Consider the following 20,932-nt stretch of genomic DNA (forward strand, 5'->3'; position numbering starts at 1 on the left):
GATTAAGGCCTTGCGCCGTCAAGCATCGGCTTGCGAAAAGCCACCGCCTTGACCTGCGGCAGGCGCGCCGGAAACAGCCGCCGCGCCTCCAGCACATTGAGGCCGACCATCAGCCAGAACAGCGCCACCATCACCACGGCAAAGCTGAAGTAGTGGTCAAACAGCCCGCTCACCAGGGCCGAGAGAATCCCGGCGGTGGTGCCCAGCCACAGCGCGTTGTCCTTGGTCAGGCGGATCGGGCCTTTTTCCGGGCGTGCTTCACGCCACCAGCGTACGGTGACGGCCACAAACAGCAACATGCCGACGATGCCGGTCTTGTAGATGAAGTTCAGCCACAGGTTGGAGATCCCCAGGAAATGGGTGCCCGGCACCGGCGGGTCGACCTTGAAGCCGATGCCGAACGGGTACGCCGCCACGGCCTGGGGGAACATGCGGTATTCGTCGAAGCGCACTTCGGTACTGGCGTTGTCCGAGGAAAAAATCGTCGCCAGGCGGTCCTGCAACGGTGGGTAGGCCATCACCAGCGCGACCGTCAACGCCGCGCCGATCATCAACAGCCGCCCGGTGTAGGGCACGCGCCGCGTGGCCATCCAGATCAGCACCAGCGCCAGGCTGACCATCGCCCCCCGGCTACTGGCCAACAACAACGCAGCGGCGCCGAGGCACGCCACGCCCAGGCCCAGCCCGCGCTTCCAGCCTTGCTCGGTCATGCCGTAGCAAAACGCCAACGGCAGCAGCAGCGCCATGATCCCGCCGATGGCATTCGGGTGCATCCACGGCGAGCCCATGCGCGACGACATCGCCTCCAGGCCGAATTTCAACATGTCGAAGTTGCCGTAATTGAACACCGCCAGGATCGGCGCAATGCCGGCCCCGGAACGCGTGCGCACAAACACCGCAATCGACAGCACCAGCATCGCCAGCGTGCCCAGCAGCAGGGCGATCACCAGCGCTTCGCGGTGCTTGTAATCGGTGAGCAACTTGGCGCACAGGAACACCGCCGACAGGCTCAACAACCAGCGCAGCCAGTTGGCCACGCCGCTGGTGTCGGCGTGGATGGTGACCTGGCCGACAATAAACGGGAACACGCTGAACAGCATCAGCCACAGCAGCATCTGGTCGGTGGGGCGGCGTGCCAGGCGCGGGGTGTCGGCCACGCGCGCCAGAAAGCTGTGCCACAGCACGGCGCCCCAGGTCAGTGCGAGGATGGCTTCGCTCACCGTACTGCGAATGCCCAGGTTGACGGTGGAGTAGGGCATGAAGGTCGCGATCCCGGCAAACAGCAGCAGGCCCCAAAGCGGGAAGCGCAGGATGGTCACCGCAGCCGCCAGGCCGATTACCGCGAGGAAGGCCTTGGCCGGTGACAGCAGCAAGGCGAGTGCACCAAACAACAGGCCGAAGAGGATTGCGACGAGGCTGGCCAGGGAGAATCTCATGTCAATTCCTCGATCAGTTCGGCCAGGCGGCGGCGATAGGCTTGATGGTTGAAACGCTGCGCCCATAGCTTGCGTTGTTCGGGTGACTCTTCGGTAGGGCGAGCCACCAGGTCGAGCATCAATTGCACCAGCGCCGGGCCGTCGGTGGGCGAAAAACGCGGGGCCGACGGCGGGGTGATTTCATCCAGCGAGGTGCCGCTGGCGACCGCCACCGGCGTGCCGACGCTCAAGGCTTCAATCACCGGCAAACCAAAGCCCTCGGCATACGATGGCTGCCACAGGCGCGCGGCCTGGCGGTACAGCGCGTGCAATTCGGCATCCGACACGCCGCTCAAGGCGCGAATGCCCGGCAGGCTGCGCTGGGCCTCGGGCAAATGGTCGAGGCTGCCCACCAGCACTAACTCCGGCACGGCGGCTGACAGGCTGCGCGCCTGCTGCCAGGCGTCCACCAGAAATGGCACGTTCTTGCGCAATTCACGGGTGCCCACCAGCAGCCAGTAGTGCGCGGGCAAGTTGCGCGCGCTGAGGTCCGCCGCCAATTCGATAAACCCGTCCACCTGATTGGGCAGCACCCGAATCTTGCCCGCCGCCTTGGGAAACAACCGCGCGGTTTCATCGGCGCTGTACTGCGAAGGCGTCCACACGCGGTCGGCGCTGTGCACCGCATACGCAATCGACAGCCGATCACTGGTCTTGTAGATCAACGCTTTCAAACGGTTGGCGTGGTAGTTGTTCAGGGTGATTTGGAACAGGTCGTGCAACAGCACCACGGTGCGCAAGCCTTTGGGTTTGGGCGGCAGGGGCAGGCCCATATTGAAGGTGCTGATGTACAGGTCGATGTGCTGTTCGCGCAAGGCACGCGGCAAAAAGCCCGCTTCAAAACGCAGGCGATTCTGCGGCTGGTGCATCGCGGTTTTTGCGCAGCCCCAGGCCGGGCACTGTGCCTGCAAGCGGGTTTCGTCACCCAGGGGCGCCACGGTAAAGCGCGTCAGCTCTACATCCGGCAGGGTGCGCAGGGCATTTTCCAGCGCGTACACCTGGCGGCTGATCCCCGATTGTGGCGAGGTGCCGACGGTGCGGTAATCCAGGCCTACACGCATGCGGGCTCCTTTTGATTGAGCGGCGCGAGCATCGCATACACCTTTTCCAGCTGGCTGGCGGCGACACTCCAGTCATGGGCGCGGCGCACGTACGCGCGACCGGCTTCGCCCATGGGCGCGGCAGCTTCGGGAAATTGCAGCAGGCGCACCACGGCATCCGCCAGGCTGGCGGCGCTTTGCCCGCCGAGGTAATCCAGGCCTTCCACCAGGTCCAGGCCGGATACGCCTTGCTCGGTACTCGCCAGGGGCAGCCCGGCGGCCAGTGCTTCAAGGACTTTCAACTTGGAGCCGCCGCCATGGCGCAACGGCGCAAGGAACACCGAACAGCTCGATTGCAGATTCAACAGGTTCGGCACAAAACCTTGCCACTCGATGCGCGGGTCTTGCCAGCGTTCACGCCAACTGGCGGGCATGCCAAAGCCGCACACGCTCATGCGTGCGTCGGGGCAGCGTTCCCAGACTTTGGGCAGGATTTCATCCAGGGCCCACTCGATGGCGTCGACGTTGGGCGCGTATTCATAGTTGCCGAGGAACAGCACACGGCGGGTCGACGGGTCCGGATGGGCGGCGGCGAAGTGATCGCAATCCACGCCGTTGACCACCACCGGCACCGGTTTACCGGCAATTTTGGCCAGCACTTGCGCGTCACTGTCGGTGACCGCCACCACCTGCGCCGCCTGGCGCATCACGCGGTGTTCCCAGCGCGTGTAGCGCCACTGATCGTAGCGAATGAACGGCAGCGCCCAGCGGGGCAGGCGATCGTAGGTGGCCGCACCGAGCGCCGATTCAACGTTGTGTTCGGTCAACACAAACGGCTGGGATTTGCGTGCCAGCGCATCTTCGTACGGCTGGAACGTGTAGCTGTGTTCGATCTGCACCACGTCCCAATGTTCTTTGAGCAATTGATTGAAGGTGTCCTGCAGCGCGCCCGACAGGCCGTTGACGCTTGCCAGCAGCGGGTAGGGCGCAAACAGCCCGGCCACCAGGGTTTTCAGGCTGCGCAGCGGGCGGCGCGGCAGGATGATCAACTGCTCAAGAAAGGCTTCCAGCACCTGGCGATCGGTCAGCGACACCGGGTGTTTGTCGTGCAGCAGCAAAGTGATGCGATGCCCACGCGCGGCCAGGCTGCGCAGCAGATGGAACTGGCGCGTCTTGCCGCCGCTGGTGGCGGGCCAGGGCGAATAGGGCAGGATCCATAAAATGCGCATGGCGGGCTTCAATCCCATAACAGAATTTGCAGGTTCGACTTGACCGGCACGGTCAACCCATCGCTGCCGCTGACCGGGGTTTGTGTACCGCGCAGCGGGTCGTACAGGGTGGCGCTGGTCAGGCCCGGCAAATGCGCGTTGCCGCCTTCGGCCGACCAGAAGAACCACAATTTGTGACCGTCGGCACGGGTCCAGCCGATGCTGAACAGGCCGTCCGGCAATTGGTCGGCGCTGGGCGGGTCGCCGGGGGTGAGTTGCGGCCCACTGACGTCGAGGAAATTTTTCAGCGCGGTGTAGACCGGCTTGGGGTTGGCGTCGATGTCGAGCAAGCCGTAGAACTGGTCACGCATGCTGGCGCGCTGGTCGAGGTCGCTCAAGGTGAACAGGAAGATTTTGTCGTAATCCATCGCGCTCATCAGGGCCACGCGGCGCACCACGTAATCGGCCTGGCCCTGCAGGGTGATGAGGTCCTGGGCGTCTTTTGGCCCCGGGTAGGTTGACCAGCCCCACTCGGTGCTCCACAGCGTTTGCACGCCGCCGCTGCGCAGGGCCTGGTTGAGGGCGGTGGTCTTGGCAATAAAGTCCAGGTTGGAAGGGTCGTTGCCCTCGGGCAGTTGGGTGTAAGGGTGGTAGGAAATGGTGGTGTTCAGGCTGGCCACACCGAGGGCGCCCAGGGCGTCGAACATGGTCTGGCCATTCGGCATTTCGCTGAAAAAGGCCATGCCGGCCGCCACCACCGGTTTGTTCGGGTCCACCGCGCGCAGTGCGCCGGCGGTGGCGGTCAGCAGGTTGGCATAGCCGGCCGGGTCGGCCACCGGGCGCCAGAAGCCGAGCAGGTTAGGTTCGTTCCACACCTGCCAGGCGTTGACGCTGGGGTAGCGTTGCGACAACAGCGCCATGCGGTTGGCGAACACGTTCGGGTCCTTGGGCGGGTATTGGTCCTGATACGGCGCACCGGCCGGTGCCGTGGTCGCGAAAGGCGCCGAGCCGACCAGGTAGAACACTGATTTGAGCTGGTTGGTTTGCAGGTTGCCGACCAACTGATCGAGTGTGGCGATCTGGTACTGGTTCTGCGCAGGCTCCAGCTGATCCCAATGCAAATCCAGGCGCACCCATTCCAGGCCCAGGGCCTTGAGGCGGTTGATCTGCAGTTGATACAGGCTGGGGCTGAACCACAGGAACTGCGCGTTCACACCGAGGAAATCCTTCCACACCACCACCTTGTTGCCCTTGAGCACATGGCTCTCGGCGTCGGCCTGGCGCCCCCACATGAAAGCCGTCAGGCCGAGCGCAGCCACCACCGCAAGCGTGGCGAGGTATGTCCGTTTACGCGCCATAGGAAGCTCCTGCAATCGCCTGTTCAAAGAGCTGCTTGAACTTTTGCGCGGTCAACGGCCACAGACGTTCACGGCCAATTTCCCCGGCGCGCTCGGCCCAATCCCGGGCCAACAGCGGGGTGCGTGCCAGGCGCAGCAGTTGTGCGCTCAAGGCCGCCACATCGCCTTGCGGATAGATCGCGCCATTGCCGCTGGCGACCTCTTCGGCAAACGCACGCGCATCCGAAGTGATCGCGCCGCGCCCGCATGCAGCGGCCCAGGACAGCGCGCCGCTGGTGCCACGCTGGCGTCCCAGCAGGCCAAGTTTTTTCGATTCGCGGTACGGCAGCACCATCACATGGTGTGCCTGGATCGTCTGGGCAATCTCGCTGGCCGGCAGGTTCAGCCGCCAGTCGATCACGCCCGCCAGGCCGAGTTCGGCGATTTGAGTGTTCAACTGCTCCAGATAATTGCCGCCCGCGCCAAAGGCCATTTCGGCAGCCGTGCCACCGGCCAGGGTCAGGCGCACGCGGTCACGCAATTCGGGGGCTTGTTTGAAGACGTCGGCCAGGGCCTGTAACAGGTCTTCAATGCCTTTGCCGCGGTAGATAAACCCGAAATACAGCAGGTGCAACGTGTCCAGCGCCGGTAACGGCGCCGGAGCAATGGCCAGGTTGGCGTGGTTGATCACCGCCACTTTGCCGGCCGGCAATTGCATGCGCTGGCTGAGGCACTCGGCACCCAGGCGGGTGAGGGTGATCAGCCGCGTCAGGCCCTGGGCGACGTGGCGTTCTTCACGCAAGGTCAGTGGGTCGGCCAACACCACCGCCGCCTGGGGCAGCGGGCTGGGCAAGCGTTCCAGCAGGTTCAGCGGAAAGGGCAGGTACTCGCGGCGCCAGACGATGCGTTCCGGGTCATGCACGGTGGCCGTCAACGGCAGCGTGGGGTGCGCGGTGCGCAACTCGCGCAGCGCCAGGAATTCCCCCAGCCGCCCGCCACCCAGCTCGGCGTGGACCAGGTCCACGCGCTGCCAGTCGAATCGGGCGATTGCCTGCCTGATCGCTTCGGTGCTGCCGTCCACGCCACTCAACGGTGTCGCCACCGTCACGCCCAGCTGCTCCAAGGCCGTCTTGAAATGGTTCGCGTAGTCGGCGATGCCATTTTTTTCCGGTGGCAATGGGGCGAGCAGGGCGATGCGCATCAGAACGCCCCCCGGTACTTGGCGATGGTCCTGAGCACCTTGGCCGGCACTTCGAATTTGCGCCGGTTGATGATGATGCCGTCCACTTTGCCGAACGCGGTGTTGAGGATCGACAGCGCGTGTTCCACCACCGGCACCGTGCTTTTCTGCGCTTCCACCACCAGGCCGATCAGGTCCGCGCGGCGCAGGGTGATGAACGCATCACGGTTATCCAGCAGCGCCGAGGCGTCCAGCAGCACCACTTCGCCAGGTTCGGCGATGGCCACTCCGCCCACGCGCACATTGATGCCGTTCTCCTGCAGCAACTGGCGCAGTTGCTCCACCACAAAGGTCACGCCTTCGCCGTGGCGCGCCGAGGTCAGCCCGAGGGTCAGGCCCTGCTCGGCAATCCGCTTGGGCTGCAGCAAGCTGTACAGCCGGTAGATGCTCGCATTGAACGCGTTGGTACTTTGCGCGGTGCTGGTGTCCAGCTCCGGCAAGGTGGTCCACAGCGGCAGGCCGAACTTGCGCTCCACCAGGCCACCGTCGTGAATACGCTGGTCGAGCAGGTAGCACAGGTAGATCACCAGCAAGCCGACGACGATTGCAAACGGGATCGCCAACACCAGCATCACCAGGGTTTTCGGGAAGATGCGGCCTGGGTTCAGGGTGGCTTCTTCGATCACGGCGATGTTGCTGATCTGGCTGTTATCCAGCTCGCGGTCGATGCGCGATTTTTCCAGGTTGTCGACATACAACGCGTAGTTGCGCTCGGTGGCACTCAGCTCGCGGGAAAGGCGTGCCAACTCCGGTTCAATCTCCAAGGCTTGCTTGCGCTGCGCTTCGAGGTTGACCAGCTGTTTCTGCTGCTGCACCAGCTGGGTACGCAGCGCCTGGTTGTTGCTCGATTCATCCAGCAGCACACGCTGCAAGTGGATTTCCAGGGTGTTCGGCGCACGGTTTTCCGAGGCTTGCACGGTATTGCTCTCATTCGCCACCTGGGCTTGCATCGCCCGAATCGACGCGTCCAGGGCTTTGACCGGCGGCGCGTTGTCCGTGTAGGTGCGCATCATGTCGGCTTTTTCCAGCAGCTTCTGGTTGAGCAGGCGACGCAAATCCTGCTGCTGCGGGTTCAGCGCAATCTGGCGAACCGTGGTCACTTCCTTGGGCTGGCTCTTGAGCTGGGTGCGCGTGCTGTCGATGGCGCTGTCGGAGGAGGCGATCAAACGGGTGGTATTGAACGTTTCGCCGCGCAGCACGTTGATGCGCTCGGACAAGTCCTCCAGGCGATCGGTAATGCTCGCTGCACCAATCTCATTCAGGTGCGTGAGGATCTGCTGCTTGTAGCTCTTGATCTCGTTGGCGCTGGTGTTGACCTGGCCTTCGTAGAAAGCGTACAGGCTCTTGCGCCCCAAGGCCTGGGTGCGTTCGGCGATGTAGGTCTCGACCCAATCCTTGACCACCGCCTGGGCAATCTCCGGGTCGCCCCACTTGAAGCTAATGTCCATCACTGTGGAGCCCGCGGCGTGGCTGACCTCGAAGCTCTTCTCCAGGCTGGCGGCGAGACGCTCCACCGGCGTGGTTTTTTCGACGATGCCAACGGTTTCCAGCACCACGCGAATGCCGTCGAACACCGCGCCTATGCCGGCCTTGATGTAGTGCTTGGTGCGCTTCCAGAAGCCTTCCGGCGGCGGCGCGTTTTCGATCACTTCCAGGTAATGCTCGGCCACCGTGCGCACAATCGGGCGACCGGTGAGCAAGCGTTCCTCATCGACAATCGGGTCGCGCTGGGTGCTGGGCATCACCAGTGCCTGACGGTTGCTGATTTCAATGGGCAAGGTCGAGTCGCGCCCTGGCTTGACCAGCAGGCGTGCGGTGGATTCGTACTTGGCCGGCAGCAAAAACGCGCCCAGCAGAATGATCACCAGCGCCGCGATGGCCGCCAGTTTGAACTCGTGCCGGAAGATGAAAAACAGGCGCAGAAGATCACGAAAAGAACGGATCTCGATCATGGGATGTCGCTCCTTTAGTTATTGCCGCCGCTGGTTTTGGTGTAGTTGTAGCCAACCCCAATGGATTTGGTGAACGGGATCAGTTGGTTCAAGTAGGTATCCACCCCTTGGATGCGTTCGCCGACGTTGGATTTGGGCACGAACACCACGTCACCGCGTTGCAGGTGCACCGGTTTACGCCCATTCGGGCCGGGCTTGAGGTATTGGCTGAAGTCCAGGAAGTAGGCGTGGTAGGCGCCCTGGGCATCTTCGCGCAGCAGCGCGACCATGCTGGCATTGCCCGACGGGTTCACCCCGCCGGCGCCGACAATCGCTTGTTCCAGGGTGTTGGCCGTGCCCAGCTGCACCGCCGTCGGGTTATTCACCGCGCCGCCGACGATCACCGAGTTACCCGGCGCCTGGTTGATGTTCACCGTCACCCGAGGCTCGCGGTACACCGGCGCGAGCTTGTTGCTCAGCTCAGCGGCCAGTTCCGATGGCTGGCGCCCGGCGACCTGAATGGGCCCCAGGAACGGGTAGTTGATTTTGCCGTCGGTCTGCACCGTGTACAGCGTCAGCTCGTAGATGGTGCTGACGTTGAACGCCGACAGCGTCGGCATCTCCCCGGCATCGCGCACGATACGCAACTGGTCGCCGATGCGGATGCGTTCCACTGCCGGCGGCAGCTGTGCAAGCTGGTCGAGGGCGCGTTTGCCGTCCTCCACGGTCTGGTCGTCCGGGGGCACGATGCGAGCCGGCGTATTGCAGGCGGCCAAGGCCATCATGGCCAGGATGAGCACGGTTTTTTTCATACGGGGGGACTTCCTGTTGGTCATGCTGCTCACCTCCAATAACCGGGGAACATGCTGATGCGCCGCTTGAGGGCGATGGGGAGCCGGCGTTCCAGATGGCCCAGCCGATAGCCAAGCAACTTGAACGCGCTGCGCACCAGTACTTCGGGTACGCGGTGCAATGCACCGGCTGCGCGCAATGCCGCAAGCTCAGCCAGTACATAGCGTTTACCTTCACCGCCGGCATCGCCAAAGGCCTGGCGAATCCACGGCTCGCGACCGTAGAACACGCCAATGTCGAAGTAGCGGTGAAACTCATCCATGAGTCGGTAATCGTGGGAGTGGTACACCCGCGCCGACGCGGCGTAGCGCACCTTGTAGCCGTCGAGCAGCAGGCGCGCCGCGACGTAGGCGTCTTCGCTGCCGATCACATCGGCGGGGAAACCACCGACCGCCTGCAAAGCGCTGCGTCGGTACACGCTGAACGAGTCCGAGCTGAAGCAGGTCTTGATCCCCAGCTCCGGCGCATCGGCCAGGCTTTTGCTGCGGCTGTGTTCGGGGTAATTGAAATGCCGCGATTGCGCGCCCAACACGCCGGCGCCGGGGTGCGGCAGTTGGCGGCCGTAGGCCACGCCGTTGAGCGGGTCTTGCTGCAACTCGCCGAGCAGGTTGGCGAAGGTCTCGGGGTCGGCCGGTATCGCGTCCTGGGTCATTACTATCAGCGCGTCGCCGCTGACTTGCTCACTGGCCCAGCGCCGCGTGCCGCCGTGGTTGAAATCGCGCGCGTCAATCACCTCGACCCGCGCACCGAAGTCGCGAAAGCGCGCCACGGTGTCGTCGCTGGAGGCGCTGTCGACCACCAGCATCTCGTCCGGTTGCACGGTCTGCATGCTCAGTGCGGGCAGCAACCGCGCCAGGTGGCTGGACGCGTTGCGGGTCGGGATGATCAACGAGGTACGCATATCACTTTTTCACTTCTGCGGCGGGCGCACGCCCGTAGATGTCGTCAAAGCGCACGATGTCGTCTTCGCCCAGGTACTCGCCGCTCTGCACCTCGATCATCACCAGGTCGATGATGCCGGGGTTGGTCAGGCGGTGTTTGTGCCCGGCCGGGATGTAGGTGGACTCGTTGGCGTTGATCAGGAATTCGCGATCGCCATTGGTGATCTGCGCCGCGCCGCTGACCACCACCCAGTGCTCGCTGCGATGGTGGTGCATCTGCAACGACAGCGAGGCCTGGGGCTTGACCACGATGCGCTTGATCTTGAAGCGGCTGCTTTCCTCCAGCACCGTATAGGTGCCCCATGGCCGGGTAACGGTGCGGTGCAGGCTGAATGCCGGGTGATCCTGGCGCTTGAGTTCGGCGACGATGTAACGCACATCCTGGCTGCGGTGGGCGTCGGCGATCAGCAGGGCGTCGGGGGTGTCGACGATGATCAGGTCACGCACGCCGACGGCGCCGAGCACGCGCTTGGGCGAGTCGATGTAGCAGTTGTGCACGTCATGCAAAATCGCTTCGCCATTCACCTGGTTGCCCTGCGCGTCGCTGGGCGTGAGCTGGCGCAGCGCTTCCCAGGAACCGATGTCGCTCCAGCCGATGTCGCAGGGCACCACGGCGACTTGCTTGGATTTCTCCATCAACGCCACGTCGATGGAAATATCCGGCGCGGCACCGAAGCCTTCGGCGCTCAATTCGCGCTGGCGTGAGGTTTTATTCTGCAGGGCCTGGCTGTGCTCCAAGGCGGCTTTTGCGGCGGCCAATACATCGGGGGCGTGGGCGGCGAGTTCGTCGACCAGGGTGCTGGCCTTGAAGCAGAACATGCCGGCGTTCCACAGGTGTTTACCGCCGTCCAGATAGCCTTGTGCGGTGGCCAGGTCGGGTTTCTCGACAAAGCGTTTGACCCGGTTGCCGGTACCCAGCGCTTCGCCTTTTTCGATATAGCCGAAGCCGGTTTCCGGGTGGTCGGGCTGGATGCCGAAGGTCACCAGGTAGCCGGCTTCAGCCAGCTCGCGGGCTTGGGTGACGGCGGCGGCGAACGCGGTTTCGTCGCTGATCAAGTGGTCGGCAGGCAACACCAGCAGTTGCGCCTGATCGCCGAAATGTTCCTGCACATGCAACGCCGCGACAGCGATGGCCGCCGCCGTGTTGCGCCCGAACGGTTCCAGCAGCAGGTCCAGCGGCAGGTGCGCCTTGTTGACCACGCGGTAGTCATCCAGGGTGCGAAACAGCAGGTCGCGGTTGGTCACCGTGAGCACGCTTTCCACGCCCGGCAGGCGCGCGGCGCGCTCGAAGGTCTTTTGCAGAAGGCTCTGGCCGTCACGCATGCGCATGAAGGGCTTGGGCATGTTCTGCCGCGACACCGGCCACAGCCGTGTGCCCGAGCCGCCGGAAATGATGCAGGGAATCAATCCGTTGAGGGTATTCATCAATAGACCTCCTTAGTGGAGAGGACGGCCGGGACCGTCATGAAGACGATGTACAGGTCAAACCACACCGACCACTTCGAGATGTATTCCAGGTCGTACTCGACGCGCTTCTGGATCTTGAACAGGGTGTCGGTCTCGCCACGGTAGCCGTTGATCTGCGCCCAGCCGGTGATGCCCGGCTTGACCCGATGCCGCGAGCTGTATTCGCTCACCGCCACTTCAAACGGAACGCCCGCCGCCTTGGTCGCCGTGGCATGAGGGCGCGGGCCGACCATCGACATGTTGCCCAGCAGCACGTTGAACAGCTGCGGCAACTCGTCGATGCTGGTTTTGCGGATGATGCGGCCCACGCGCGTGATGCGTGGGTCTTTGCGGGTGGTTTGTTGCTCGGCGGTGAAGTCGCTCTGATCGGTGAACATCGAGCGGAACTTGAACACGCGGATTTCGTTGTCGTTGTAGCCATAACGGTTCTGGCGAAACAGCACCGGGCCTTTGGAGTCGAGCTTGATCGCAATCGCCGTCACCAGCATCACCGGGGACAGCGCCACCAGCGCCAGGCTGGCCAACAGGACATCCTCACAGCGCTTGATCACCGGCGACCACCCACGCAGCGGCAACTGCGAGGTGTTGAACATCAGGATGCCGCCCACGTCTGTGATGCGGCTGTGACCGTAGCGCAGGGCGGCCATGTCCGGTACCAGCATCACGTTCACCGACATCTGGCGCAGGCGGTTGACCAGCCCGTGGATGCGTTGCTCGGCCGCCCACGGCAGGCAGATCATGACTTGGTTGACCTGCTCGGCGCGAATCAGCTTTTCCAGGTCACGGGTATTGCCCAGCAAGGGCAGGTTGCTCAGTTCCTTGGGTATGCGCTCGGTGCGGTCGTCGATAAAACCGATCAGGCCGGAGCGGATATCACCATTGCGTTGCAGGTGGTCGGCGACATGCACGGCGGTGTCGGTGAAGCCCAGGATCACCGTGCGTTGCAGGTATTTGCCCTTGCGCATCAGGTTGCGGTACAGGCGCAGCATCACCAGGCGCTCAAGGCAGAACAGGCCGAGACTGGCGAAGTACCAGGCCACCAGATTGCGCGGGGTCAATTGCGGGAAAAACTGCAGGATCTGGTACATGAACAGCAAAATGCAGAACGCCGCCGACCAGGCAACTATCTTGGCGCGCAGGCGCAGGCGGTTGCTGAACAGCTCTTCGGAATAGATGCCCAAGGCCTGGAACAGAATAATGGTCAGGACCGCGAAAAACAGCAGCAGGCCGAGAAAGTGGGAGCGCAGCTCAGGGGCCAGTGGGTCGAGGAACAACACCAGCACCAGGGGCGGCAAAATGGCAGTCAGGCCATGGATCAACTTGACGAAAACTACAAAGAATTCAACAAAACCGGCGCGGGTCAGAAACAGGCTGTCGACTGACGACTTTTCTCGCATAAAAACATCCCTCATTGCACTCCAGACTTACTGTTCTGCCTGCTTAAGTAGTGGGCAAGATGAACGACGGCTACTCTGGGTAAAACGCAACTGTCCCATCAGTTGGAACTATCCAAATGAAGGCGTTTGCGGGGGCAGTGACTTAAGGAGTGTTCCTTTGAGTTGCTTTGTCAATTAATTGACCGTGGAGCGGAGGTGGCGTGCTAGACACGTTAATCAATCTTTTTCGTGGCATTTTATTGACTTTCCTTGTCTGGACACGCGGTGATTGGGTGTGTTTTTGAGTGTAGAAACAAATGTGAGAATTTTCCTGCCAGTTGCGGAAACCTTTTTGAAAGGTGGTAGGAAAAGGGGACAGTAAGAGCACGCTAAGTGCCGGAAAGTAGGGCGTTAAGGGCGGACGACGTTATTTTCAAAGGGCAGATGAAAATGTATCCAGCACAATTTTTTGTGAGTTTTTTGACGGCCATTTAATCTGTCGGCTCTTATTCGGCGGGCGGCTTGGGCATGATCGATTTCACAACGTTGCTGATGTTCTCGGGTGCTGTCTTGCTGTTGCTGCTATCGCCGGGGCCGAACATGGCGTTTGTGATCAGCCATGGCATGAGTGATGGCTGGCGCGGTGGTGTGGCCTCAAGCCTTGGCATCTGCGTGGCCGATGTACTGCTCACCCTGTTGACTGCCACCGGGGTGACGGCGCTGGTTGCCAGTTGGCCGCCGTCGTTTGATGTGATTCGCTACGCCGGAGTCGTCTACCTGTTGTGGCTGGTGGTTAAAACCTTGCAGAACAGTGCGCGCCTGGACACTGCCCGGGTCAAGCGCGTGCGCCTGAGCCGGGTGTTTGTGCAGGCGCTGCTCAACAGCCTGCTCAACCCCAAGGCGCTGCTGTTTTTCCTGGTGTTTTTGCCGCAGTTCGTCCGGCCCGAGGCCGGGAGCATCGCGGTGCAACTGCTGGTGTTGGGCGGTGTGCTGACCCTGATTGCCGGGGTATTTCACGCGCTGCTGGGGATTTTTGGCGGTGCGCTCAGCCGGGTATTTGCCGCAAATGCCCGCAGCGCCAGGCTGCAGAAATGGGGCCTGGCGAGCGTGTTGATGCTATTGGCGGCGCGGCTGGCGTTGATGTCGCGGCCAGCGTGATGCAGTGGTGGGGAGTGGGCTCGGCACTAATAAGCTCTCAGCCCAACCGAGCCGCCGCCCGCGCTACGATCTCGCCACGCACCCGACGCGATTCCGCTGTGCGCTTTCTGGCTTCTTCCAACACGTGCTTGGGCGCGGTCTCCGGGCTGCCCGAATCGAACGGCGGTGCCGGTGCGTATTCGATCTGCAACTGCACCAATTGCGCAGCAGCCTCGCTGTACAACTCGGCGGCCAGGGTCAGCGCAAAGTCGATGCCGGCAGTGATCCCGCCACCGGTCAACAGATTGCCGTCACGCACCACACGCGCCTGCACCGGGATCGCGCCCAGCGGGGCGAGCAGGTCGTGGTAAGCCCAGTGGGTGGTGGCCTTGCGGCCACGCAGTAAACCCGCAGCACCGAGTACCAGCGAGCCGGTGCACACCGACGTCACGTAGCGCGCGGTCTGGGCCTGGGCCTTGAGGAAGTCCAGGGTGTGCGGGTCTTCCATCAAGGCGCCAACGCCGGAGCCACCGGGCACGCAAATCACGTCCAGGCGCGGGCAGTCGGCATAGGTCATGGTCGGGGTAAACACCATGCCGGTACTGGAGGTGACCGGCGCCAGATCTTTCCACACCAGGTGCAGCTTCACGTCGGGCAGAGAACCCAATACGTCATACGGCCCGGTGAGGTCCAGTTGCTGAATGCCGGGGAACAACAGAAAGCCGATCTGCAAGGTCATGAATGAAGCTCCGATAACGGGGTAGACGGCTTCACTCTAAAGGCCTAGGCTTTGGCGAATACGCCATTGAACCCACACATTACGCCAACTATGCCTCGGATCATTCACGTACTCACTTTCCCTAACGCTCAGGTGCTTGATGTGACCGGGCCGTTGCAGGTGTTCGCCACCACTAACGACCTGGCGCGCCAGCGCGGTTTGCCATTGCCTTACGCGGTGTCAGTAATCGCCGCGCAGACCGAGCCGGTCATGACCTCCGCCGGCCTGGCGCTGGTGGCCGAGCCGCTGCCTGCGGCTGACGCGCCGTGCGACACGCTGGTCATTGCCGGCGGGTGGGGCGTGTACGGCGCCGCCGAGGACCTTGAGTTGGTCGATTGGGTCAAGCAAAAAGCCCAGCACACCCGGCGCATGACCTCGGTGTGCACCGGCGCTTTCCTGCTCGCCGCCAGTGGTTTGCTCGACGGCTGCCGCGTGGCCACGCACTGGACGCGCTGCGAGGAGTTGGCGCGCAAATTCCCCGCGCTGACCGTCGAGTCCAACCCGATTTTCATCCAGCAAGGCGCGGTGTGGACGTCCGCCGGCGTCACGGCCGGCATCGACTTGTGTCTGGCCCTGGTGGAAGAAGACCTGGGCCGCGCGGTGGCCCTGGAAGCCGCGCGGCACTTGGTGGTGTTCCTCAAGCGCCCGGGCGGCCAGTCACAATTCAGCGCGGCGCTGGCCCTGCAAAAAGGCGACAGCCGCTTCGCCGACTTGCACGCCTGGATGGTGGAAAACCTCACCCTCGACCTGAACATTCCCACCTTGGCCGCCCAGGCCGGCATGAGCGAGCGCAGTTTTGTGCGTCACTACCGCGCCGAAACCGGCCAGACCCCCGCGCGGGCGGTTGAGCTGATTCGCGTGGAAACTGCGCGCCGGCAACTGGCCGACAGCACGGCGTCGATCAAACGCATCGCCTTGCAATGCGGTTTTGGTTGCGAGGAAACCCTGCGGCGCAGTTTCCTGCGCGCTTTGCAGGTCACGCCCCAGGCCTACCGCGAGCGCTTCTGCGACGCGGTTTGAACGAAAACGTACACAGTTGTATCACGGTGCTTCAGTTTTCGAATCAGCGCTGCCCGCTGCGTCAGGCGCGATCGAGTAGTTCGCAGATCGCCGCGAGCGTCGCCTGCGGTGCTTCCTGGGGGATGTTGTGACCCACGCCGGGCAAGACGTCGCGGCGGTAATAGCCGCTGAAGTTTTCCACATCGTCATCCACCGCTGGCGCCGGGCCCACGCCATCATCGGCGCCACACAGCGAAATAGTCGGCACTGAAATCGGCGGCTGCGCGGCTAAAGCCTGTTCGATGCCTTCCAATGCCGGGTCGCCCGGCGCGTACATGAAGCGGTGGCGATAGGAGTGAATCACCACCTCGACAAAATCCGGGTTATCAAACGAAGGCGCGGTGTTGCCGTACAGGTGTGGCCCTTCAGCCCAGGTCGGTGACCAGAGTTTCCACAACAACTCGCAGAGCTCGCGGCGGTTGGCCGTCAGCCCGTCGACCCCGCGCTGGGTGTGGAAGTAAAACTGATACCACAACCGATGCTCCGTTTCAGGCGCGCGAGGCTTGAGCGACTTGGCAATGTCCTGGATGTTGTAACCGTCCCCGGTCACCAACCCGCGCACCCGCTGCGGCCACAGCGCCGCGACGATGCACGCGGCGCGGCCACCCCAGTCATAACCTGCCAGGGTCGCTTGCTGGATGGACAAGGCATCCATGAAATCCAGCAGGTCCTGGGCCAACGCCGCCTGTTGGCCGGAACGCATCACCTGATCATTGATAAACCGCGTCGGGCCATACCCCCGCAGATACGGCACCAGCACCCGGCACCCACGCGCGGCCAGCGCCGGCGCGATGGCATCGTAGCCGCGTGGGTCGTAGGGGAACCCGTGCAGCAGGATAACCGGGGCGCCGCCTTCCGGGCCGTGGGCTTCGTAGGCGATTTCCAACATGGGCGTACGGATGTAAAGCAGCGTGGCGAGAGTAGTCATGACTTGAGAAACTCGGCTTCCAGTGGGTTGATTTTTCCATCTGCGGTCAAACCGGCAGTGATGCCAACCAACGCATCAGCTGAGCGTCGGTCAATACGAGCCTTATGGAAGTAGAGGCTTCGTTCGAATGCTTGATGCAGGTCGACCATGCGTCCTTGCTCCTTAATCTTCCGCTTCCGTTGTCTGATTGATGTACTTCGTTTTATCGGGCGTGAACGTCACCACCCTGTGAGTGCGCGAACAGGTTTTAATAACTTGCTCTGCCGGGTCAATATCCAGATTTTCACTCCGCCAACAGCCCCAACACCACAAGATCATGCCGCTGGCCATTCCAGAACCCGGCCTCGCGCAATATACCTTCAGTGTTAAAGCCCAAACGCTCCAACAACGCCAGTGATGCTGTGTTGTGTGGGTGGACCATGGCTTCAACCCGATGCAATTGCATGTGCGCAAAGCCCCAATCGAGCATCGCCCGCAAGGCTTCGCTCATTAAGCCTTGGCCACGGGCTGCGGGTGCCAGTTCACAGGACAGGGCGCAACTGTTCCAGCCGCGATTCCATTTGAACAGGCCGCAACTGCCGATCAGTTGGCCATCCTGTTCAATCCCCCAGCGTGTGCCTGGGTTGGGCTGCGTGCGCCATTGGGCGAAGGTGTTGATCAAGGCGTGGGCCTGGGCCAGGTCGGTCATCGGGTCGGCGCCAAACCAGCGCATGTTGGCGGTGTCGCTGTGGATGGCAAACAACGCCGGGGCGTCGGTTGCGCGTAATTCGCGCAGGCGCAGGCGCTGGGTGGCAAGTGTTGGGAATGTGGTCATGGGGCGGTCGTCGCGATCACTTGGGCACGATCTACGACTTTGCCGAAGTGATGCCGCCACAGGTCTACGCCCAACTTTCCCGACCGGTGTAGCGACGAACCCACGGTCAAATCGCTGATCAGCGTCGGCTGCAATCCTGCATCAAACAACGCGAACCCGGCCGCCAGGACGCACGTGTCGGTTTGAATGCCACACACCAGCACACGGTCCGGCGCCAGGCTTTTCAGGTAGGCGACGGTCTCGGGCGTGGGGGCGTAGCCGTGCTTGATAAAGATGCGCTCGGCGGCAATCAGGCTGTTGTCATCCGGCGCAGGTTGCCAGCCCAGTTGGCGGGCGAAGGGGGTTACGCTTTCGTCGTGGCGTTCCACGGTGGCTACTGATGGCAGGCGCCCGAGCAGGGTGTTGATGCCGTCGACCAGCCATGCGGGTGGACTGAAGCTGGGTTGCACGTCGATGATCAGCAGTACTTGGCGCATGGGGTTCCTGTTGAAGGCTTGGAGGCTGACAGACGACCTTATGGTGGGAGCTGAACTTGGTCAAATTGTGGGAGCGGCGGTGCGACGATTCGACTTGCTCGCGAAGGCGGTGTGTCAGTCTCTGCATGTATTGACTGATACTCCCTCTTCGCGAGCAAGCCCGCTCCCACATTTGGATTTCTGTGTAGCAGGAAGCGCTGTGTTTTCCGGACTGCTCAAGGTTGCCAGGTGGTCTTTTCCCCGCTGAGCTTGCGGTCCAGGAAGGTCGCTGCGCTGATCAGGGCCAAATGGCTCAACGCCTGGGGCGTGTTGCCCAAGTGATGCGCCTGGTTGTCGAACTCTTCGGCGTACAGCCCCAGCGGGTTGGCGTAGCGCAGCAGCTGTTCGAATTCCAGGTGGGCTTTCTCCACTTGGCCGGCGCGGGCCAGGCATTCGACGTACCAGAACGAACAGGCGGCAAACGCGCCTTCGGTGCCTTGCAGGCCGTCGATCTGGCTGTCGTCGTTGCGGTAGCGGTAGACCATGCCGTCGCGTACCAGGCTTTTCTGGATGGCTTCAAGGGTCGACAGCCAGCGCGGGTCGGTGGCCGCGACGAAGCGCACCAGCGGCATCAGCAGCATCGAGCCGTCCAGTGCGGTGCTGCCGATATGCTGCACAAAATGCCCACGCTCTTCATTCCAGAAGTTGCTCCAGATATCCGCATAGATCGCCTGGCGGGTCTGGTCCCAGCGGGCAAACGGGGCGGGCAGCGAGCGCTTGGAGGCCAGGCGGATTGCGCGGTCCAGCGCCACCCAGCACATCAGCCGTGAATGCAGGAAGTGATGTTGTTCCCCGCGCATTTCCCAGATGCCCACGTCCTTGGTGTTCCAGATTTCGCAAACCTGATCCGCCACTTCCACGGTGTGTTTCCAGCCTTCGTGGGAAATCGCTTCGCCGTACTTGTTGACCAGGTACACCGCGTCCATCAGCTCGCCGTAGATATCCAGCTGGATCTGATCAAACGCTTCATTGCCGATGCGCACCGGCTTGGCGCCGCCGTGGCCGCTGAAGTGGTCCAGCGTGGTTTCCGGCAGCTCCTGACGGCCGTCGATGCCATAGAGGATATTGATTTTGGTCGGTTGACCGCAGCAGTCGCTGACGCGGCCTTTGAGCCAGCGCATGTAGGCATTGGCTTCTTCGATAAAGCCCAGGCGCATGAACGCGTAGACGGTGAACGAGGCGTCGCGGATCCAGGTGTAGCGGTAGTCCCAGTTGCGCTCGCCGCCGGGGGTTTCCGGCAGGCCGAAGGTCGCGGCGGCGATAATTGCGCCGTGTTTGCGCGAGGTCAGCAGCTTCAACGCCAGGGCCGAGCGGTTGACCATTTCGCGCCAGCGCCCACGGTAATTCGATTGCGCGATCCAGCCGCGCCAGAACTTCAAGGTGTGCGCCAATGCCAGGTCAGTGCAGCCGTTGTTGACGCGCGGGTCGTCCTGGCCGCCGAGCACGAACTCCGCGCCTTCTTCCTGGGCGAGGGTGAAGCTGGCCACGGCGGCGTTGTCTTCGATCTGCAGCGCGTGGCTGCTGGCCAGGCGCATGCCGGGCAGGCTGTCGGCGGCGAAGTAGACGATGCCGTCATCAAGGCTGGCTTGGGTCGGAGTGCGCGCATAGTCGTGGCGCACGGCGCAGCGCAGGTGGATTTTCGCGCTGCCGCTGACCACACGCACGCGGCGAATCAGCAGCGGCAGGTCGTCGATTTCTTCACTGATGACCAGCAGGTCGGTGATTTCCACCACGGCCTCATCGCTCAGCCAGCGGGTTTGCAGCACGTTGGTGTCGGGCAGGTAGATTTGCTCGCGACGGGCGTTTTTCAGCTCGGGCGTCAGTTGGAAAACGCCGGCGTCGGGCGTGTCGAGCAGCGAGCAGAAGATCGACGGGCTGTCGAATTCCGGCCAGCAGAAAAAGTCGATGCTGCCGCGGTCATTCACCAGAGCCGCTGCGCATATCGCCAATAATGCCGTGGGCATCGATGGCGCTTTGGGGTTCATTCTTGAAATCAACCATTGCCACGAAACTCCGGATAAAGGCTCATGCCGCCATCAATAAACAGGGTGCTGCCGACCACGTAATCCGACGCGTCGCTGGCCAGCCATACCACCGCATTGGCTACGTCTTCGACGTCGCCGACCCGGCCGTAGGGAATCAACTTCAACAGCTCTTTTTCGGCGGCGCCTTCGGTGGCTGCACGGTTGATCGCCGTGCGAATCGCCCCCGGCGCAATGCCGTTGATGCGGATGCGTTGCTCGCTGACTTCCTGGGCGAGGGTGCGCATCAGCATCTCGACGCCGCCCTTGGAGGCCGCGTAGTTCACATGCCCGGCCCACGGAATGATCTGATGCACCGAGCTCATGTGGATGATTTTGCCGGCGGCGCGCGACACGCCCTCGCGCACGCCCTGGCGATTGAAAATCCGCACGGCGGCACGCGCACACAGGAATTGGCCGGTGAGGTTGACGCCGATCACGGTGTTCCAGTCGTCGAGGGTCATGTCGACCAGGTTGGCGTCTTTTTGCAGGCCGGAATTGGCCACCAGAATGTCGAGGTGGCCGAAGGCGTCGAGGGTTTGGGCGAACAGGCGTTCTACGTCGGCTTCCCTGGACACATCGCCGCCGATAGCAATCGCCCGACCGCCGTTGGCGTTGATCTGCGCGGCGAGGGCTTCGGCCGGCGCCGCCTGGGAGTTGTAATTGAGCACCACCGCCGCACCGGCTTCGGCCAGTGCCTTGGCGGCGCCTGCACCAATGCCGGAACTGGCGCCCGTGACCAGGGCCACTTGTTGCTGCAACGAAATCTGCATCGCCCACCCACCGTTTTATGAGAGTCCTTTCAGCTGACTG

General features: G+C 62.7%; 17 protein-coding genes and 2 pseudogenes. 2 read left to right on the forward strand and 17 right to left on the reverse strand.

All coding sequences use genetic code 11. The annotated features are described in order from the left end of the window. Nucleotides 1–2: 2 nt before the first annotated feature. Genes PspR76_RS11125 through PspR76_RS11170 form a run of 10 tightly spaced genes read right to left on the reverse strand, consistent with a single transcriptional unit; the run spans nt 3 to nt 12,888 of the window. Nucleotides 3–1,436, reverse strand: coding sequence for an O-antigen ligase family protein (locus PspR76_RS11125; RefSeq protein WP_159955216.1), 1,434 nt, complete (start codon nt 1,434–1,436; stop codon nt 3–5). Next, entirely contained in the window at nt 1,433–2,536 is a 1,104-nt protein-coding gene (locus PspR76_RS11130) for a glycosyltransferase family 4 protein (protein ID WP_159955217.1), read from the reverse strand. Before PspR76_RS11130 ends, PspR76_RS11125 begins: the two co-directional genes overlap by 4 nt. Continuing rightward, the gene (locus PspR76_RS11135; protein WP_159955218.1) at nt 2,527–3,744 is read right to left on the reverse strand and encodes a glycosyltransferase family 4 protein; all 1,218 of its coding nucleotides are present in this window, start codon (nt 3,742–3,744) and stop codon (nt 2,527–2,529) included. The genes PspR76_RS11130 and PspR76_RS11135 overlap by 10 nt, the downstream gene beginning before the upstream one ends. 8 nt (nt 3,745–3,752) lie before the next feature. Then, nucleotides 3,753–5,081, reverse strand: coding sequence for a GH39 family glycosyl hydrolase (locus PspR76_RS11140; protein ID WP_159955219.1), 1,329 nt, complete (start codon nt 5,079–5,081; stop codon nt 3,753–3,755). Then, nucleotides 5,071–6,261 carry a glycosyltransferase gene (locus PspR76_RS11145; protein WP_159955220.1) on the reverse strand — a complete coding sequence of 397 codons (1,191 nt, stop codon included), beginning with the start codon at nt 6,259–6,261 and terminating at the stop codon, nt 5,071–5,073. Before PspR76_RS11145 ends, PspR76_RS11140 begins: the two co-directional genes overlap by 11 nt. Beyond that, entirely contained in the window at nt 6,261–8,252 is a 1,992-nt protein-coding gene (locus PspR76_RS11150) for a GumC family protein (protein ID WP_159955221.1), read from the reverse strand. The genes PspR76_RS11145 and PspR76_RS11150 overlap by 1 nt, the downstream gene beginning before the upstream one ends. Before the next feature lie 14 nt (nt 8,253–8,266). Next, nucleotides 8,267–9,043: a polysaccharide biosynthesis/export family protein gene (locus PspR76_RS11155; RefSeq protein WP_159955222.1), complete on the reverse strand. Its 777-nt coding sequence runs from the start codon at nt 9,041–9,043 to the stop codon at nt 8,267–8,269. A 29-nt stretch (nt 9,044–9,072) separates the two neighbouring features. After that, complete coding sequence (locus tag PspR76_RS11160) at nt 9,073–9,984, reverse strand: glycosyltransferase family 2 protein (RefSeq protein WP_159955223.1); 912 nt, start codon at nt 9,982–9,984, stop codon at nt 9,073–9,075. A 1-nt stretch (nt 9,985) separates the two neighbouring features. Then, nucleotides 9,986–11,449: a mannose-1-phosphate guanylyltransferase/mannose-6-phosphate isomerase gene (locus PspR76_RS11165; RefSeq protein WP_159955224.1), complete on the reverse strand. Its 1,464-nt coding sequence runs from the start codon at nt 11,447–11,449 to the stop codon at nt 9,986–9,988. Further along, on the reverse strand, nt 11,449–12,888 hold the full coding sequence (locus PspR76_RS11170; protein WP_159955225.1) for an undecaprenyl-phosphate glucose phosphotransferase: 1,440 nt from the start codon (nt 12,886–12,888) through the stop codon (nt 11,449–11,451). Before PspR76_RS11170 ends, PspR76_RS11165 begins: the two co-directional genes overlap by 1 nt. A 507-nt stretch (nt 12,889–13,395) precedes the next feature. Here PspR76_RS11170 and PspR76_RS11175 point away from each other — a divergent pair. Continuing rightward, on the forward strand, nt 13,396–14,025 hold the full coding sequence (locus tag PspR76_RS11175; RefSeq protein ID WP_159955226.1) for a LysE family translocator: 630 nt from the start codon (nt 13,396–13,398) through the stop codon (nt 14,023–14,025). 37 nt (nt 14,026–14,062) lie between these two features. Here the strand turns inward: PspR76_RS11175 and inhA are convergent, their stop codons facing one another. Continuing rightward, nucleotides 14,063–14,743, reverse strand: coding sequence for an isonitrile hydratase (inhA, locus tag PspR76_RS11180; RefSeq protein WP_159955227.1), 681 nt, complete (start codon nt 14,741–14,743; stop codon nt 14,063–14,065). A 90-nt stretch (nt 14,744–14,833) separates the two neighbouring features. On the opposite strand from inhA, the gene PspR76_RS11185 reads away from it, so the two are divergent. Then, entirely contained in the window at nt 14,834–15,802 is a 969-nt protein-coding gene (locus PspR76_RS11185; protein ID WP_159955228.1) for a GlxA family transcriptional regulator, read from the forward strand. A 61-nt stretch (nt 15,803–15,863) separates the two neighbouring features. Here the strand turns inward: PspR76_RS11185 and PspR76_RS11190 are convergent, their stop codons facing one another. From PspR76_RS11190 to PspR76_RS11215, 6 genes and pseudogenes are all read right to left on the reverse strand, one after another. Continuing rightward, entirely contained in the window at nt 15,864–16,769 is a 906-nt protein-coding gene (locus PspR76_RS11190; protein WP_159955229.1) for an alpha/beta fold hydrolase, read from the reverse strand. After that, nucleotides 16,769–16,918 (reverse strand): annotated as a pseudogene (locus tag PspR76_RS11195) (BRCT domain-containing protein); the annotation flags it as partial. The pseudogene PspR76_RS11195 and the gene PspR76_RS11190, both read right to left, overlap by 1 nt. Nucleotides 16,919–17,052: 134 nt before the next feature. Continuing rightward, the gene (locus tag PspR76_RS11200; RefSeq protein WP_159955230.1) at nt 17,053–17,583 is read right to left on the reverse strand and encodes a GNAT family N-acetyltransferase; all 531 of its coding nucleotides are present in this window, start codon (nt 17,581–17,583) and stop codon (nt 17,053–17,055) included. Next, a complete protein-coding gene (locus PspR76_RS11205; RefSeq protein WP_159955231.1) occupies nt 17,580–18,059 on the reverse strand; it encodes a cysteine hydrolase family protein in 480 nt (159 codons plus the stop codon). The genes PspR76_RS11200 and PspR76_RS11205 overlap by 4 nt, the downstream gene beginning before the upstream one ends. Nucleotides 18,060–18,274: 215 nt before the next feature. Then, nucleotides 18,275–20,099: pseudogene (locus PspR76_RS11210) on the reverse strand (glycoside hydrolase family 15 protein). Then, the gene (locus tag PspR76_RS11215) at nt 20,092–20,892 is read right to left on the reverse strand and encodes a glucose 1-dehydrogenase (protein WP_159955232.1); all 801 of its coding nucleotides are present in this window, start codon (nt 20,890–20,892) and stop codon (nt 20,092–20,094) included. Before PspR76_RS11215 ends, PspR76_RS11210 begins: the two are co-directional and overlap by 8 nt. Nucleotides 20,893–20,932: the final 40 nt, after the last annotated feature.

Origin of the sequence: Pseudomonas sp. R76, assembly GCF_009834565.1 — a bacterium.
Lineage (GTDB): Bacteria > Pseudomonadota > Gammaproteobacteria > Pseudomonadales > Pseudomonadaceae > Aquipseudomonas.

Bases quoted from the DNA above. Each gene is read 5' to 3' on its own strand.
- PspR76_RS11130 (WP_159955217.1), bottom strand. From the start codon at position 2,536: ATGCGTGTAGGCCTGGATTACCGCACCGTCGGCACCTCGCCACAATCG.
- PspR76_RS11190 (WP_159955229.1), bottom strand. From the start codon at position 16,769: ATGACTACTCTCGCCACGCTGCTTTACATCCGTACGCCCATGTTGGAA.
- PspR76_RS11145 (WP_159955220.1), bottom strand. From the start codon at position 6,261: ATGCGCATCGCCCTGCTCGCCCCATTGCCACCGGAAAAAAATGGCATC.
- PspR76_RS11185 (WP_159955228.1), top strand. From the start codon at position 14,834: ATGCCTCGGATCATTCACGTACTCACTTTCCCTAACGCTCAGGTGCTT.
- PspR76_RS11200 (WP_159955230.1), bottom strand. From the start codon at position 17,583: ATGACCACATTCCCAACACTTGCCACCCAGCGCCTGCGCCTGCGCGAA.
- PspR76_RS11140 (WP_159955219.1), bottom strand. From the start codon at position 5,081: ATGGCGCGTAAACGGACATACCTCGCCACGCTTGCGGTGGTGGCTGCG.
- inhA (WP_159955227.1), bottom strand. From the start codon at position 14,743: ATGACCTTGCAGATCGGCTTTCTGTTGTTCCCCGGCATTCAGCAACTG.
- PspR76_RS11175 (WP_159955226.1), top strand. From the start codon at position 13,396: ATGATCGATTTCACAACGTTGCTGATGTTCTCGGGTGCTGTCTTGCTG.
- PspR76_RS11160 (WP_159955223.1), bottom strand. From the start codon at position 9,984: ATGCGTACCTCGTTGATCATCCCGACCCGCAACGCGTCCAGCCACCTG.
- PspR76_RS11155 (WP_159955222.1), bottom strand. From the start codon at position 9,043: ATGAAAAAAACCGTGCTCATCCTGGCCATGATGGCCTTGGCCGCCTGC.
- PspR76_RS11205 (WP_159955231.1), bottom strand. From the start codon at position 18,059: ATGCGCCAAGTACTGCTGATCATCGACGTGCAACCCAGCTTCAGTCCA.
- PspR76_RS11170 (WP_159955225.1), bottom strand. From the start codon at position 12,888: ATGCGAGAAAAGTCGTCAGTCGACAGCCTGTTTCTGACCCGCGCCGGT.
- PspR76_RS11125 (WP_159955216.1), bottom strand. From the start codon at position 1,436: ATGAGATTCTCCCTGGCCAGCCTCGTCGCAATCCTCTTCGGCCTGTTG.
- PspR76_RS11150 (WP_159955221.1), bottom strand. From the start codon at position 8,252: ATGATCGAGATCCGTTCTTTTCGTGATCTTCTGCGCCTGTTTTTCATC.
- PspR76_RS11215 (WP_159955232.1), bottom strand. From the start codon at position 20,892: ATGCAGATTTCGTTGCAGCAACAAGTGGCCCTGGTCACGGGCGCCAGT.
- PspR76_RS11165 (WP_159955224.1), bottom strand. From the start codon at position 11,449: ATGAATACCCTCAACGGATTGATTCCCTGCATCATTTCCGGCGGCTCG.
- PspR76_RS11135 (WP_159955218.1), bottom strand. From the start codon at position 3,744: ATGCGCATTTTATGGATCCTGCCCTATTCGCCCTGGCCCGCCACCAGC.